Source organism: Bradyrhizobium sp. OK095, from assembly GCF_900109945.1.
GTDB lineage: Bacteria > Pseudomonadota > Alphaproteobacteria > Rhizobiales > Xanthobacteraceae > Bradyrhizobium.
Map to the genome: position 1 here is coordinate 211,457 of NZ_FOBX01000004.1, position 13,166 is coordinate 224,622.

At 63.8% G+C, this 13,166-nt stretch carries 15 protein-coding genes; 7 read left to right on the forward strand and 8 right to left on the reverse strand.

From position 1 onward, the window contains the following. Window positions 1-28: 28 nt before the first annotated feature. The gene (locus BMW89_RS13015) at window positions 29-928 is read right to left on the reverse strand and encodes a LysR family transcriptional regulator (protein ID WP_092026837.1); all 900 of its coding nucleotides are present in this window, start codon (window positions 926-928) and stop codon (window positions 29-31) included. A gap of 115 nt (window positions 929-1,043) precedes the next feature. Here BMW89_RS13015 and BMW89_RS13020 point away from each other — a divergent pair, with 115 nt between their 5' ends. The 5 genes from BMW89_RS13020 to BMW89_RS13040 are packed head-to-tail and all read left to right on the forward strand — an operon-like array spanning window position 1,044 to window position 4,317. Further along, window positions 1,044-2,252 (forward strand): arabinose transporter, encoded by a 1,209-nt coding sequence (locus BMW89_RS13020; protein WP_092026838.1) that lies wholly within the window; start codon window positions 1,044-1,046, stop codon window positions 2,250-2,252. Then, window positions 2,249-3,034: a carboxymuconolactone decarboxylase family protein gene (locus BMW89_RS13025; protein ID WP_092026839.1), complete on the forward strand. Its 786-nt coding sequence runs from the start codon at window positions 2,249-2,251 to the stop codon at window positions 3,032-3,034. The genes BMW89_RS13020 and BMW89_RS13025 overlap by 4 nt, the downstream gene beginning before the upstream one ends. 26 nt (window positions 3,035-3,060) lie before the next feature. Further along, window positions 3,061-3,456, forward strand: a complete 396-nt coding sequence (locus BMW89_RS13030; protein WP_092027301.1) for a (R)-mandelonitrile lyase — start codon at window positions 3,061-3,063, stop codon at window positions 3,454-3,456. A 59-nt stretch (window positions 3,457-3,515) separates the two neighbouring features. Continuing rightward, the gene (locus BMW89_RS13035) at window positions 3,516-3,908 is read left to right on the forward strand and encodes a putative quinol monooxygenase (protein ID WP_092026840.1); all 393 of its coding nucleotides are present in this window, start codon (window positions 3,516-3,518) and stop codon (window positions 3,906-3,908) included. Window positions 3,909-3,933: 25 nt separating this feature from the next. After that, window positions 3,934-4,317, forward strand: a complete 384-nt coding sequence (locus tag BMW89_RS13040) for a DUF1330 domain-containing protein (protein ID WP_177196018.1) — start codon at window positions 3,934-3,936, stop codon at window positions 4,315-4,317. Window positions 4,318-4,425: 108 nt separating this feature from the next. Here BMW89_RS13040 and BMW89_RS13045 read toward each other — a convergent pair whose 3' ends face one another. Both BMW89_RS13045 and BMW89_RS13050 read right to left on the reverse strand, forming a co-directional pair. Beyond that, a complete protein-coding gene (locus BMW89_RS13045) occupies window positions 4,426-4,719 on the reverse strand; it encodes a hypothetical protein (RefSeq protein WP_092026843.1) in 294 nt (97 codons plus the stop codon). Between the two features lie 82 nt (window positions 4,720-4,801). Then, entirely contained in the window at window positions 4,802-5,425 is a 624-nt protein-coding gene (locus BMW89_RS13050) for a hypothetical protein (protein ID WP_092026844.1), read from the reverse strand. Between the two features lie 272 nt (window positions 5,426-5,697). On the opposite strand from BMW89_RS13050, the gene BMW89_RS13055 reads away from it, so the two are divergent. Continuing rightward, the gene (locus tag BMW89_RS13055; protein WP_092026845.1) at window positions 5,698-6,111 is read left to right on the forward strand and encodes an SRPBCC family protein; all 414 of its coding nucleotides are present in this window, start codon (window positions 5,698-5,700) and stop codon (window positions 6,109-6,111) included. A gap of 276 nt (window positions 6,112-6,387) precedes the next feature. On the opposite strand, the gene lepA is transcribed toward BMW89_RS13055, so the two are convergent. Continuing rightward, window positions 6,388-8,199 (reverse strand): translation elongation factor 4, encoded by a 1,812-nt coding sequence (gene lepA / locus BMW89_RS13060; protein WP_092026848.1) that lies wholly within the window; start codon window positions 8,197-8,199, stop codon window positions 6,388-6,390. 126 nt (window positions 8,200-8,325) lie between these two features. On the opposite strand from lepA, the gene BMW89_RS13065 reads away from it, so the two are divergent. Beyond that, window positions 8,326-9,951, forward strand: a complete 1,626-nt coding sequence (locus BMW89_RS13065; RefSeq protein WP_092027303.1) for a glycosyltransferase family 39 protein — start codon at window positions 8,326-8,328, stop codon at window positions 9,949-9,951. Window positions 9,952-9,958: 7 nt separating this feature from the next. Here BMW89_RS13065 and BMW89_RS13070 read toward each other — a convergent pair whose 3' ends face one another. From BMW89_RS13070 to BMW89_RS13085, 4 genes are all read right to left on the reverse strand, one after another. Then, a complete protein-coding gene (locus tag BMW89_RS13070) occupies window positions 9,959-10,276 on the reverse strand; it encodes an HPr family phosphocarrier protein (protein ID WP_092026851.1) in 318 nt (105 codons plus the stop codon). Next, window positions 10,273-10,674: a PTS sugar transporter subunit IIA gene (locus tag BMW89_RS13075; protein WP_007597752.1), complete on the reverse strand. Its 402-nt coding sequence runs from the start codon at window positions 10,672-10,674 to the stop codon at window positions 10,273-10,275. The genes BMW89_RS13070 and BMW89_RS13075 overlap by 4 nt, the downstream gene beginning before the upstream one ends. Window positions 10,675-10,883: 209 nt before the next feature. Next, window positions 10,884-11,348: an HPr kinase/phosphorylase gene (locus BMW89_RS13080; RefSeq protein WP_244547582.1), complete on the reverse strand. Its 465-nt coding sequence runs from the start codon at window positions 11,346-11,348 to the stop codon at window positions 10,884-10,886. A gap of 11 nt (window positions 11,349-11,359) precedes the next feature. Next, window positions 11,360-13,156 (reverse strand): sensor histidine kinase, encoded by a 1,797-nt coding sequence (locus BMW89_RS13085; RefSeq protein WP_177196019.1) that lies wholly within the window; start codon window positions 13,154-13,156, stop codon window positions 11,360-11,362. Window positions 13,157-13,166 lie beyond the last annotated feature (10 nt).

The window sequence follows — 13,166 nt, forward strand, 5'->3', positions numbered from 1 at the left end:
CCTGCGGGGCTGTGGTGGCAGCGGTGTCCTACCTTCCGCGATATCGAAGCGCCTCGACCAGCACCGAAAAGGCGGAAGAGGGCTGTCGCCTGCTGGGGTAGTAGAGGTGGTAGCCCGAGAAGGGCGGACACCAATCCGAAAGCACCCGGACGAGCCGGCCTTGGGACACGTATTGCTGAACGTGACCCTCGGTCAGGTAGGCGAGGCCCAGGCCCTTGAGCGCTCCGTCCAGGAGGAGGGTCGCGCTGTTGAACACCAGCTGTCCCTCCACGCGCACCTTGAGCTCTCGCGCGTTCTTCTCGAACTCCCACGCGTACAGGCTACCGCCATGGGTCGGCAGGCGAAGGTTGAGGCAATTGTGATGCGTCAGATCCTGGGGCGTCTTTGGCCTTTTGCGTTCGGCGAAGTAGGAGGGCGAACCAACGACGGCCATCCGGAGGTCTGGACTGACCCGCACTGCGATCATGTCCTTGGCAACAAGCTCGCCGGGGCGGATGCCGGCATCGACCTGCTGCGCCACGATGTTGGTTAGCCCGTAATCGATGACGATCTCGACGTTGATGTCGGGGTATTTTGGCAGGACCTTGCCGAGGGCGGGCAACAAGATCTCGGAGGCGGCGTACTCCGTCGCCGTCAGCCGAACGGTCCCGGCCGGTTTTTCCCGGAGCTCGCTGAGTGCGGCGAGATCGGCATCCATCTCGTTGAACTTGGGCCCAATGCTCAGGAACAGCCGTTCGCCAGCCTGAGTTGGGGTGACGCTGCGCGTCGTCCGGTTCAGAAGCCTGACACCGATCCGCTCCTCCAGCTTTCGGATGATCTGGCTGAGGGCAGATTGCGTCATGCCGAGTTTCGCCGCGGCACGGGTGAAATTGCGTTCCCGGGCCACTGCGAGAAAGGCCAGCAGGTCGCTCGCGTCGTCTCGCTGCATTGATGAGCCACCCTAATAACTGCATGCAAAATCTATCACCTAATCGCGGGCCATCGGAAGCCTTAGATTCAGACCAGTCGCCCGGCGGCTCCGCCGTCTCAGCGAAAGGCAAGGCATGTCCGCAACCACCACGCAGCAATCCGTTGCCGCCCCGCGTCTCGCGGCGGCCTTGCTGCCGATCATGGGCGTGGTCTTCGTCGCTTTTCTCGTCATCGGCATTGCCATGCCGGTTCTTCCGCTTCACGTGCACGATGGCTTGGGGCTGGGAACGTTCGTCGTCGGGCTCGTCGCCGGCAGCCAGTTCGCGGCGTCCCTGATCTCGCGACCTTGGGCGGGGCACTTTTCGGACAGAAGCGGTGCCAAGCGCGGCGTCATCGCAGGCCTGATAGCGGCCGGTGCTGCGGGATTGCTCTATCTGGCGTCGCTCGGCTTCGTCGGCGCGCCGCTGACATCCGTTGCGATCCTGCTGGCAGGGCGTGCGCTGCTCGGCGCTGCAGAGAGCTTCATCATCACGGCCGCGGTGAGCTGGGGGCTGGCGCTCGTGGATTCCCGCAGCACGGGCAAGGTCATTGCCTGGGTCGGGTCCGCGATGTTCGCGGCGTTTGCGATCGGCGCGCCAGCGGGCTCTGCGCTCTACGCTGCCTATGGCTTCACCGCAATCGCGCTCGCCACCGCCATAGCTCCGCTGCTCACCTTGCTGCTCGTTGCGCCCCTTCCGACGATTGCGCCGGTGCAGCGCGCGCGCTTCTCGTTCACCGAAGTGATCGGCGCCGTGTGGGTGCCGGGTCTCGGCTCTGCCCTCGGCAGCGTCGGGTTCGGTGCGGTGACGACGTTCGTCGCCCTGCTGTTCGCGAGCCGAGGATGGGACAACGGATGGCTCGCCTACACCGCCTATGCCGTCGCTTTCATCGTGGCGCGGATATTCTTCAGCCATGTGGCCGATGCGATTGGCGGTGCAAAGGTCGCGCTGGTCTGCGCGGTGATCGAAGCCGCCGGCCTCGTCCTGCTCTGGCTGGCTGTTCGGCCCGAGATGGCGCTGGCGGGCGCGGCGCTCACCGGCTTCGGCTTCTCGCTGGTTTACCCCGGCTTCGGCGTCGAAGCGGTTCGTCGGGTACCGGCGCAGAGCCGCGGCCTTGCCATGGGGGCCTACACCGCCTTTCTCGACCTGGCGCAGGGAGTTGCGAGCCCTGCGCTCGGGTTGATCGCGGTCGGTGCGAAGCTGAACGCCGTGTTTCTCGCCAGTGCCGTCACCGTGCTCTGCGCCGCGCTGGTCGCCGCGTGGTTGCTGGCGCACCCGACAATTTCGGAAGGATACAAGCAATGAGACGGCTCGCAGCGACCCTGTTTTCATTCAGCCTGTTCGCCGGCGGCGCCATCGCCGCAGATCAGGCGCCCACCCAAGGAGCAAATCCCATGTTGAAATCGGAAGAAATCCGTGCCGTCGCGCCCGCGCTGGAGAAATATGCGCAGCAATTTCTGCAGGGCGATCTCTGGAAGCGAGCTGGTTTATCGCCGCGAGACCGGAGCATCGTCACGCTCGCGGCGCTCATCGCTCGCAATCAGACCGTCGAACTGCCGTTCTATCTCGGTCTCGCGCTCGACAACGGCGTGAAGCCGGCCGAGATCTCCGAGATCATCACGCATCTGGCGTTCTACACCGGCTGGGCGAACGCGATGAATGCGATCCCGGCGGCGAAGAACGTCTTCAACAGCCGCAACATCGGCGCCGATCAACTCCCGCCGGCGTCGGGACCGCAACTCCCCCTTGACGAGGCTGCCGAGAAGCAGCGGGCGACCCGCGTCGGAGAGCAGTTCGGCCAGATCACGCCAAGCCTCGTCCAGTACACCACGGACGTCCTCTTCCGGGACCTCTGGCTCAGACCGGGCCTCGCGCCTCGGGACCGCAGTCTCGTCACCGTGAGCGCCCTCATCGCAGCCGGACAAGTCGCCCAGATCACCTATCACCTGAACCGTGCGATGGATAACGGGCTGACTCGGGAGGAAGCCGGGGAGGTGGTTGGCCATCTCGCCTTCTACGCCGGCTGGCCCAATGCCTTCTCGGCGGCGCCCGTCGTCAAGGACGTCATCGAGAAGCGTCCGCGCTAGAGGAGCATCAGGAGTTTCCTATGGACATCGACATCAAGAGAAACGGATCCCGGCCCTCCCAGAAGGGCTCGCAAGACTGGTTCACCGGGACGGTGCGGGTCGATCCGCTGTTCCAGGCGCCGGATCCCGCCCGCGTCGGCGCCGGCCAGGTCACCTTCGAACCCGGTGCCCGCACCGCGTGGCACACGCATCCGCTGGGGCAGACGCTGATCGTCATCGCCGGGCTCGGGTGGGTCCAGCGTGAAGGTGGTCAGGTCGAGGAGATCCGGCCCGGCGACGTCGTGTGGTTTCCGCCGGGACTGAAGCACTGGCATGGCGCGTCGCCCACGACCGCGATGACGCATATCGCGATTCAGGAATCCAGGGACGGCAAGAACGTCGATTGGCTCGAGAAAGTCAGTGACGAGCAATACCGCAAGTGAGCTGATACCCTACGAGATGCGATGCCGCTAACGTCGTTGGCGCTGCGCAGGAGGTAACGATGAACACAAAGCATCTTCTGATTTTGGGCGCATCCATGCTGGCTTCTACCCTGGGAGCGTCTGCCACGGCCCAGGAGGCACAAGGCCAGTACATCCAGCTCGCCGAAATCGAGATCGATCCCGCTCAACTCGAGGCCTACAAGGCAGCGGTCAACGAACACATCGAAACGGCAGTCCGCGTCGAGCCGGGCGTTCTGGTGCTGTACGCCGTGTCCGACAAGGACAACCCGACCCAGGTGAAAGTCTTCGAGATCTATCGCGACATCGAGGCCTACAAATCGCACCTCGAATCCCAGCACTTCAAGAAATACAAGGCGACTACGGAAAAGATGGTCAAGTCGTTGAAGCTGGTCCGAACCGATGCAATTGCGCTCGGAGCGAAGACGAGGTGAGCGGCCATTCAGGAGGACAGTGCTTATGAAAGCTCTTTTTGTGGCGGCCGGAGCCTTGGTCGCAGGCATCGGCATCGGTGCGCTGGAGAGTCACGGAATTCACGCGCAGGCGAACCGTCCGGTCTTCATGATTGAAGACAACACAGTGAAAAACCCCGAAGGGTTTGCAAATGAGTTTGCTCCGCTCGCCCGTGACAGTGTCAAGGCCTACGGCGGACGCTATCTTGCAGGCGGAAGTGGGGTTTCGATCGACGGCGAGCCGCCGAAGGGCCGCGTCGTCCTGATCGAGTGGGACAGCATGGAGCAACTCATGAAATGGCGACAATCGCCTGAGTACACGCAGGCTCGCGCGGTCGGCGAGAAATACGGCAGCTTCCGCATCATCGCCGTTGAAGGCGCGGCGAAGTGAAGGTCGTGCTGGCTAAGGCCGGATCGCATTCGATCCGCCGATCACACACGCTGCGATGTTGGAGTTACGGTGAGAGTGCTGGACTCCCGCGAACTTGCGATAGCGGCGTCAGACGTCCGCCATCGGGACCAATTCCAGTGTCGCAGCTGATTTTTCCAACATCCGCGCATGCGCCGTTCGCCGGGGATCGTTCCGGTAATTCTGAAAGTCAATTTCGGACGCAAAGCTGACGATGTGCATCTCGACGGTGCCTGCCGGATTGCGAAGACGTCGCTCCAGGCAACCGTTGAACTCGGGCAGTAGCGGCAGCACAGCATCCTCATAGGTGCGAAAGTCCGCGACACCCTTCGCTGGTATTCGGGCTATGAGCACGAACGTGACGGGGCCGGTTTGATGGGACATCACCGTAACTCCAGACCCTGAGAGGCGAACATTGAAGACGGGCGATCCTGCGGTCGCCGCCGCTTATGGGTTTCGCAAAAGCTCAACCCATCCTGCGGTCTCGGTCTTCCTCCGGCGGATATGGCCATGCGCGCCACGTTTGCACCCAATGACGGGCCCGGTGAAGCGCGGCTATTGTTGCCCCGCGACCAAGCACAAGCGCAGCTCCGATCGTGAGCTTCACCAGGATTTGCAGGAGCGTAGAGACCTGGAATCCGGTCATGGCCGTCCAAACTGACTTCAGCGCCGCCGAGCCATCCAGCGAATAGATGAAGCCCTGGCTGAACGCGAATCGGCAGAGTTCGGCGAACCCGTCTGCGAGGAAATACAGTCCAATCACGGCGACGAGGCTGACCTCGATGTTTTTCAGATCGGTCGATGCCACCGGCAAGCGGTCATTCTGAGGGACCTGGCTGGCTCGATCCACGATGCGGCCGCTCCACCACATGAAGATCAGGCCGAGGGCCGCATAAATCGCCGCCGGTCCGAATTGGTAGGTTACGGCGACGAGGAGTGACGGCAAATCAGAGACGACCCTTGCTGCGGCCCACATTTTCATCTGCAACTCGAATCCGTAAATGGTCGAGGGCAGGTTGGCCGCAGTGCTCAGGAGGAGGAGCAGGCCGAACACTCTGATGAGAAGTCGCGTGAGGTCCCGGCGCGTCATGCTCTAACCTTTTTGCAGGCAGGCCTTGTCTCGGGAACAGCAAAACACTTTCCATAGGCCGACTCAACCTCAGCCCGTAGGATGGGTTTCGCGAGGGCTCTACCCATCCTACCAGCTGGCGGCGCCTTGAACCCCAGATTTCACGACCCGACCATGTCGGCGCCGACGGGTTTCGATCGTCCTTGGTTTACAATTCCCGGAAGTGCCGCGGATGGCCCGGCACACGGGAAGTGAAGCGTCACCTCGACACGAATTGAACTGGAGCAATGCCCATGAGGATCACCGTCGAAACCAGCGTAGCAGCCCCCATCGATCAGGTCTGGCATGCCTATACGACGCCTGCCGACATCGTGAAGTGGAATACAGCGTCCGACGACTGGCATACGACCAAGGCAACGGTCGACCTGCGGGAAGGCGGCGTCTTCTCGTCCCGGATGGAAGCCAAGGACGGCAGCATGGGCTTTGACTTCGCCGGCACCTACACGAAGATCGTGGAACACAAGCGGATCGAGTACGCGTTCGGCGACCGAAAGGCCGAAGTCGAGTTCGTGCCTGGGGCGAAGGGCGTTGTCGTCCGCGTCGTCTTCGATGGCGAAGCGACGCACTCGGTTGAGCAGCAGCAAGGCGGCTGGCAGGCGATCCTCGACAATTTCGCGCGGTACGTCGAGGCGAAGCGGAAGACGTGATCGATCAGGGATCGGACGTGGACGCCTGCATCACACACCCTGCGATGCTGCCACCATACCCCTGTTTTGCCCGACGGAGCAAGTTAAATTCTGGAAATCGGAAAAACTCAATTCCATCAAGCGGCCGTCTACTGTGCATGGGGTTGTTTTCGACATTTTTGTTTGTCCGACCCGGCCATCCACGCCTTCGCCGCGCCGAAGGGGCTTCGGCCCCGTAGGCGGGACGAGCCCGGGCATGACGGCGGCTGATGATCCGTGAGAGCCTAAGCCCCCGCCTCAGCTGTCCACCTTCAGCGCGGCAATAAACGCTTCCTGCGGGATGTCGACCTTGCCGAACTGCCGCATCTTCTTCTTGCCTTCCTTCTGCTTCTCCAGAAGTTTGCGCTTACGGGTGATGTCGCCGCCGTAGCATTTTGCGGTGACGTCCTTGCGCAGGGCGCGGACCGTCTCTCGCGCGATCACCTTGCCGCCGATCGCCGCCTGGATCGGGATCTGGAACATGTGCGGCGGGATCAGCTCCTTCATCTTCTCGACCATGGCGCGACCGCGCCCTTCCGCGCGGGTGCGGTGGACCAGCATGGAGAGCGCGTCGACCGGCTCGTTGTTGACCAGGATCTGCATCTTCACGAGATCGGCCGGCTTGTAGTCGGTGAGATGGTAGTCGAACGAGGCGTAGCCCTTCGAGACCGACTTCAGGCGGTCGTAGAAATCGAACACGACCTCGTTGAGCGGCAGATCGTATTTCACCATCGCGCGCGAGCCGACATAGGTCAGCTCCTTCTGCGAGCCGCGGCGGTCCTGGCACAGCTTCAGCACGCTGCCGAGATATTCGTCGGGGGTGAGGATCGTGGCCTCGATCCAGGGCTCCTGGATCTCGGCGATCTTGACCACATCGGGCATGTCGACGGGATTGTGAATCGAGATTTCCTGGCCGTCGGTCAGCGCCATCTTGTAGATCACGCTCGGCGCGGTCGCGATCAAATTGAGATCGAACTCGCGCGACAGGCGTTCCTGGATGATCTCCAGATGCAACAGCCCGAGGAAGCCGCAGCGGAAGCCGAAGCCGAGCGCGGCGGAGGTTTCCATCTCGTAGGAGAAGCTGGCATCGTTGAGGCGCAGCTTGCCCATCGCCGCGCGCAAGGTCTCGAAATCATCGGCGTCCGCGGGGAACAGGCCGCAGAACACCACGGGAATGGCCGGCTTGAAGCCCGCCAGCATCTCGGTGACAGGCTTCCTGTCGTCGGTGATGGTGTCGCCGACGCGGGTGTCGGCGACTTCCTTGATCGCGGCGGTGATGAAGCCGATCTCGCCGGGGCCGAGCTCGTCGACCTGCGTCATCTTCGGCGTGAAGAAGCCGACGCGTTCGACGTCATAGGCGGCGCCCGTTCCCATCATGCGGATGCGGCTGCCCTTCTTCATCACGCCGTCGACGACGCGAATGAGCACGACGACGCCGAGATAGACGTCGTACCAGCTGTCGACCAGCAACGCCTTCAGCGTCGCGTCGCGATCGCCCTTCGGCGGCGGCAGGCGGGTGACGATGGCCTCGAGCACATCGGGGACGCCGAGGCCGGTCTTGGCCGAGATCATCACCGCGTCCGACGCGTCGATGCCGATCACGTCCTCGATCTGCTGCCTGATCTTCTCGGGTTCGGCCGCGGGCAGGTCGACCTTGTTGAGGACCGGTACGATCTCATGACCGGCGTCGAGCGCGTGGTAGACGTTGGCAAGCGTTTGCGCTTCCACGCCCTGGCTGGCGTCGACCACCAGCAGGGAACCCTCGCACGCCGCCAGCGAGCGCGAGACTTCGTAGGCGAAGTCGACGTGGCCCGGCGTGTCCATCAGGTTGAAGATGTAATCCTTGCCGTCCTTGGCGTGGTATTTCAGCCGAACCGTCTGCGCCTTGATGGTGATGCCGCGCTCGCGCTCGATGTCCATGGAATCGAGCACCTGCTCCTTGCCCGCCATTTCGCGGTCGGAGAGGCCGCCGGTCATCTGGATCAGGCGGTCGGCCAGCGTCGATTTGCCATGGTCGATATGGGCGACGATGGAGAAATTGCGGATGTTCGAAATGGGGACGGTCGTCATGGGCGCGGGATACCACTCACACCCCCGTGCGGCAACCATATTGCTGTATTTTCAGGGCCTTTCTTCACGGCAAGCTGATTCCACGATGGGCCAAAACGCGCTACGCAAGCGCCCATGTCCAGGCCGATGTCCACCACCGCGATCCCCTCCGCCCGTACACGCGTCAAACCCCGGGTGAGCTTTGACCGCTTCCGGGCCTGGCTGGTCGCCAGCGCGACCCGGCCGGAGGCGCGGCTCTGGCTGGTGATCCAGCTCGCTATCCTGCATGCGGTGCTCTGGACCTTCATCCTGATCAATCTCAAGGCGGCGCAGGACGTTCACATGGACGTCGCAGAAGCCTGGGGCTGGGGCCAGAAATTCCTGTGGGGTTACGGCAAGCACCCGCCTTTGTCGGGCTGGGTTGCCGGCCTCTGGTTCACCATGTTCCCGGCGACCGACTGGGCCACCTACGCGCTGGCGATGGCGACCGTCGGCGTCGGTATGGTGATCTGCTGGCTGCTTGCACTGCGCGTCGTGGACCCGCGGCGCGCGTTCCTGGTCGTGGTGATGGTCGCGCTCTATCCGATCTTCAATTTCAAGGGCTTTAAATACAACCCGGACCTGCTCCAGCTCGTCACGCTGCCGCTGCTGGTGCTCGCTTATCTCAATGCCTTCGAGAAGCGTACGTGGCACTCCGGAGTCTTGCTTGGGCTCGCCGGCGCGCTGGCGTTGATGACCAAATACTGGGTGCTGACGATGATCGGCGCCATCGGCCTTGCCGCGCTGATCCATCCGGAGCGGATGAAATTCCTGCTGTCGCCGGCGCCATGGGTCGCGATCGCGACGATGGTGGTGGCGATGATCCCGCACATCGTCTGGCTGGCGGACGTGCATTTCGTGCCGCTGACTTATGCCGGCGACACCTATAGCCTCGAGGACGCCGGCTTCGTGCATCAGCTCGTGGCCGGCTATGCCGTGCACAATGTCGCGCTGCTGGCGCTGCCGGTGGCGCTCGCTGCGCTCGCCATGGCGCTAGTGCCGCCATGGTTCACGCTGCTGTTGCGCGCGCCCTTGCGCGTCGTCACGCGGGCTTGGGCCCGTGGGGGCAATTCCGGCGTCAATGTCTCGCAGGCGCTGAATGTCTGGATCATCCAGATCATCGTCGCGGTCGGCCCGCCGCTCGGCGCGCTGGTGTTCAGCATCTACATGAAGACCGATTGGGGCATCTCGCTGTTCTTCCTGGTGCCGCTGGCGCTGGTCGCGATCCCCGCGCTGCGGGTGCAGAGTGCGGTGCTGTTCAACATCGTCGCGATCTGGCTTGTGCTCAGCGTCGCCACGCTCGCGGCTTCACCCTGGATCGCCGCGCGCGAGATGGCGGCCAATGCCGGCAACACCGCGACCTATGGCGCGCGGTCGGAGCTCGCGCGCGAGTTGACGCAGGCCTGGCACGCGCGCTTTGCCTCGCGCTGGGCGGTCGTCGCCGGCACGATGGAGTCGATCCAGCCGATGGTGTTCTACAGCCCGGATCATCCGGCGGCGCTCGTGCCGATCGAAGCCTGGGATTCCGGCCTGACCTCGCGCGATGATGCCAGGACGTATGGCTTCATCGGCGTGTTCGATCCGACCGATGGCCGCCTGCCGGCGTTCGAGAAATGGGTGTCGGAAGTGGCGCCGAATGCCGAGCGCATCGTGATGACGACGCGCCGCTTCACAAACGGCAAGGCCGGCCCGGCGATGAGCTGGAACATCTACATCGCGCCGCCGGCGAAGTGATCGGGAACTAAATCCCTTCCTCGTTGAACTTGCTTTCAACGAGTTCCGTAATCGCCGCGAGCGCGGCGTCCGCTTCGGCACCAGCCGCGGCCACCGTGATGGTCGTGCCCGGTCCTGCCGCAAGCATCATCAGGCCCATGATCGAGGTGCCGCCGACGGTCTCGCCCCCGCGCGTCACCCACACTTGCGCGTTGAAGCGCTCGACCGCCTGGACGAATTTTGCCGAGGCGCGCGCGTGCAGGCCGCGCTTGTTGATGATCAGGAGCTCTTTCGAAATCGCGCCCGCGGGCACGCCGGGCCCGGCTTGCGGCGCGTCGTCGCTCATTTGCCGGCGAGCACGCGGCTGGCGATGGTGACGTATTTGCGTCCGGCTTCCTGCGCCATCGCGATCGCGTCGGGCAGCGGACGCTCTTCACGCACCTTGGCGAGCTTTACCAGCATAGGCAGGTTGATGCCCGCGAGCACCTCGACCTTCGGCCGGCTCATGCAGGATATTGCGAGGTTCGACGGCGTGCCGCCGAACATGTCGGTGAGGATCGCAACCCCATCGCCGGAATCGACGCGGTTAACCGCCTCGATGATGTCGCTTCGGCACAGATCGGAATCGTCTTCGGCACCGATCGTGATCGCTTCGATTTGCTTTTGTGGGCCCATGACATGCTCAAGCGCTGCCTTGAACTCGTCGGCAAGGCGCCCGTGGGTCACAAGTACTAGACCAATCATCGGAAAAACTCCTCGCGGGCGCTTTTGGTGCACCGCACGAACGCGCCACTTTGACCATCCAGAGCCCCCGCGCAAGAGGGGATGTTGCGTATCTCCCTGAATCTAGACGGATGGATGAGGGGAGCTGCGCCGGACTATTCGGTCGCGATAGTGGGGTTCATATGGTTACCATTTCCCTTCAAACAATCGCCTGAAGGGTTAGCCAGAGGTTAACTCTTGGTAGTGGTCAAGGCTGCGACAACCAAAGGGAGGGGCGGAAAGTCGCGACTCACCGGGATTCGCGGTATTTCGACACCGAAAATGCTGGTTTTCAGGGATTCGGCCGGCGGCAGCCGTTCCGCGTCCACGGCGTCCAGATCGACCACGAGACCGACGGTCGCATGCACCGCAAAGTTGCAGCGGCGGATTCCGAGGCCCCGAATCTCGATCAGGCCGGCCAGCACGGGCGCGGGACGGACCTCAATTTCGTCGCCGACTGTCGCCAGATGGACACGGTCGTCACCGACCAGAACGGCCCTTTCGACCATCCCTGCGCGCCCCGCCATGATCAAATCGAAGGCAAGGCGCGACTTGCCGGAGCCCGAGGGACCGCGGATCAGCACGGCCATTTGTCCGACCTTGACCGCGGAGGCGTGCACGCTGGGCCCGCCGTCGTTCAAGCTGCCGTCGTTCAAGCTGCCTTGGCTCATAGCGCCGGCAGCCTCACCACGAAGCGCGCGCCTGATACCGTCGGGACGCCCTCATCGTCCGGGGGCCCAGCGCGGTTCTCGGCCCAGATGCGTCCGCCATGGGCATCGACGATCTGCTTGGAGATCGAAAGTCCGAGGCCGGAGTTTTGGCCGAAGCCCTGATGCGGACGATCAGTGTAGAAGCGCTCGAAGATGCGATCCAGCGCGTCGTCGCGAATGCCGGGACCGTCGTCGTCGACCACGATCTCGATTTCTCCGCGCACGCGGCGGCAAACGAGGCGGACCTTGCTGCCGGCTTCCGAGAAGGACTGGGCGTTGGAGAGCAGGTTGGAGACCACCTGTCCGAGCCGTGAATCGTGGCCGGTCACGGCGAGCGCGTCGTTCGCTCCGCGCCCCTCGAAGCGCGCCTCGACCGCGACGTCGTGGCCGAGCTTGGTCTCGTTCGCGACCGAGACCAGCGTGCCCAGCAGGCGGCGCAGATCGACCGGGACGGCGTCCTGCCGCTGCAGCTCGGCATCGAGCCGGCTCGCGTCGGAGATATCAGTGATCAGCCGGTCGAGCCGCTTAACGTCGTGCTCGATCACTTCGAGCAGGCGGGCGCGGCTGGTCTCGTTGCGCGCCAGCGGCATCGTCTCGACCGCGGAGCGCAGCGAGGTCAGCGGGTTCTTGAGCTCGTGGGCGACGTCGGCGGCGAACATCTCGATCGCCTCGATACGGCTGTAGAGGGCGTTGGTCATGTCGCGCAACGCGCCGGACAGATGCCCGATCTCGTCGCGGCGGCGGGTGAAGTCGGGGATCTCGACGCGGGTCTTGATGCGGCGGCGGACGCGCTCGGCGCTGTCGGCGAGCCGGCGCACCGGACCCGCGATCGTGCTGGCAAGCAGCAGCGACAGCATGATCATGACCGCGGCGGCGACGCCGCCGATCTTCAGGATGGCGAGGCGCTCTGCCGTCACCATCTGGTCGATCTCGTCGCCCTGGGTCGACAGCATCAACGCACCGTGGATGGCGCGCGAGCGCAGCACGGGGACTGCGACGGAGACGATCACCTCGCCGCGTGAATTGACCCGCACCATCGAGCGCTTCTGGCCCTGGAGCGCTTCACCGACTTCCGCGTAGCCATTGCCGTTCTCGCGCCCGAGTTCGCGATAGAGCGGCAGATCGCCGCGGTTCAGCCAGGTGCGGACCGCGACCATGCCGCGCTCGACCAGGCCCGGTTTCAGCGACGGCGGCGGCAGCGGGAAGGTCAGCACGTTGTCGAGGTCGCGGCTGTCGAGCAGCAGTGTCCCGTTGGGATCGAAGATCCGCGCGCGGGTCTTGGTCGGCGAGATCAGCGTGCGCAGCACCGGCGCCACGCGCTCCGGATTGATCGGGAAATCGAGTGAATCGTCCGTCCCGCCATAGCTGTCGCCTGTCTTGAGGTCGAGCAGGCGGTCGGGATCGATGGTGATGGCGTTGGTCTGCACGGTTGCGGAGGCCGCGATCGCGCCCGCGATGATCTCGGCCTGTACCAAAAGGCTCTGCGCTCGCGCGTCGATCAGGCCGGCGCGGAACTGCGACAAATACAGGATGCTCGCAACCAGCGCGACGAGGCCCGCAAGGTTGAGCGAGACAATGCGCCGGGTCAGGCTCGAGAAGGACAGCGCGAAGAAGAACTGCCCGGCGCGCTTGAGCCAGTTCAGCGGCCGCCAGCCCTGCGTAACAGGTTTGTCACCGGAAACGTGCTCCAGAGCGCCGTCGGATGCGATGTTCCCGGCGTTCTGGTTCTCGTCAGGCTGCGTTCGGTCAAGCAATGCTTACGCC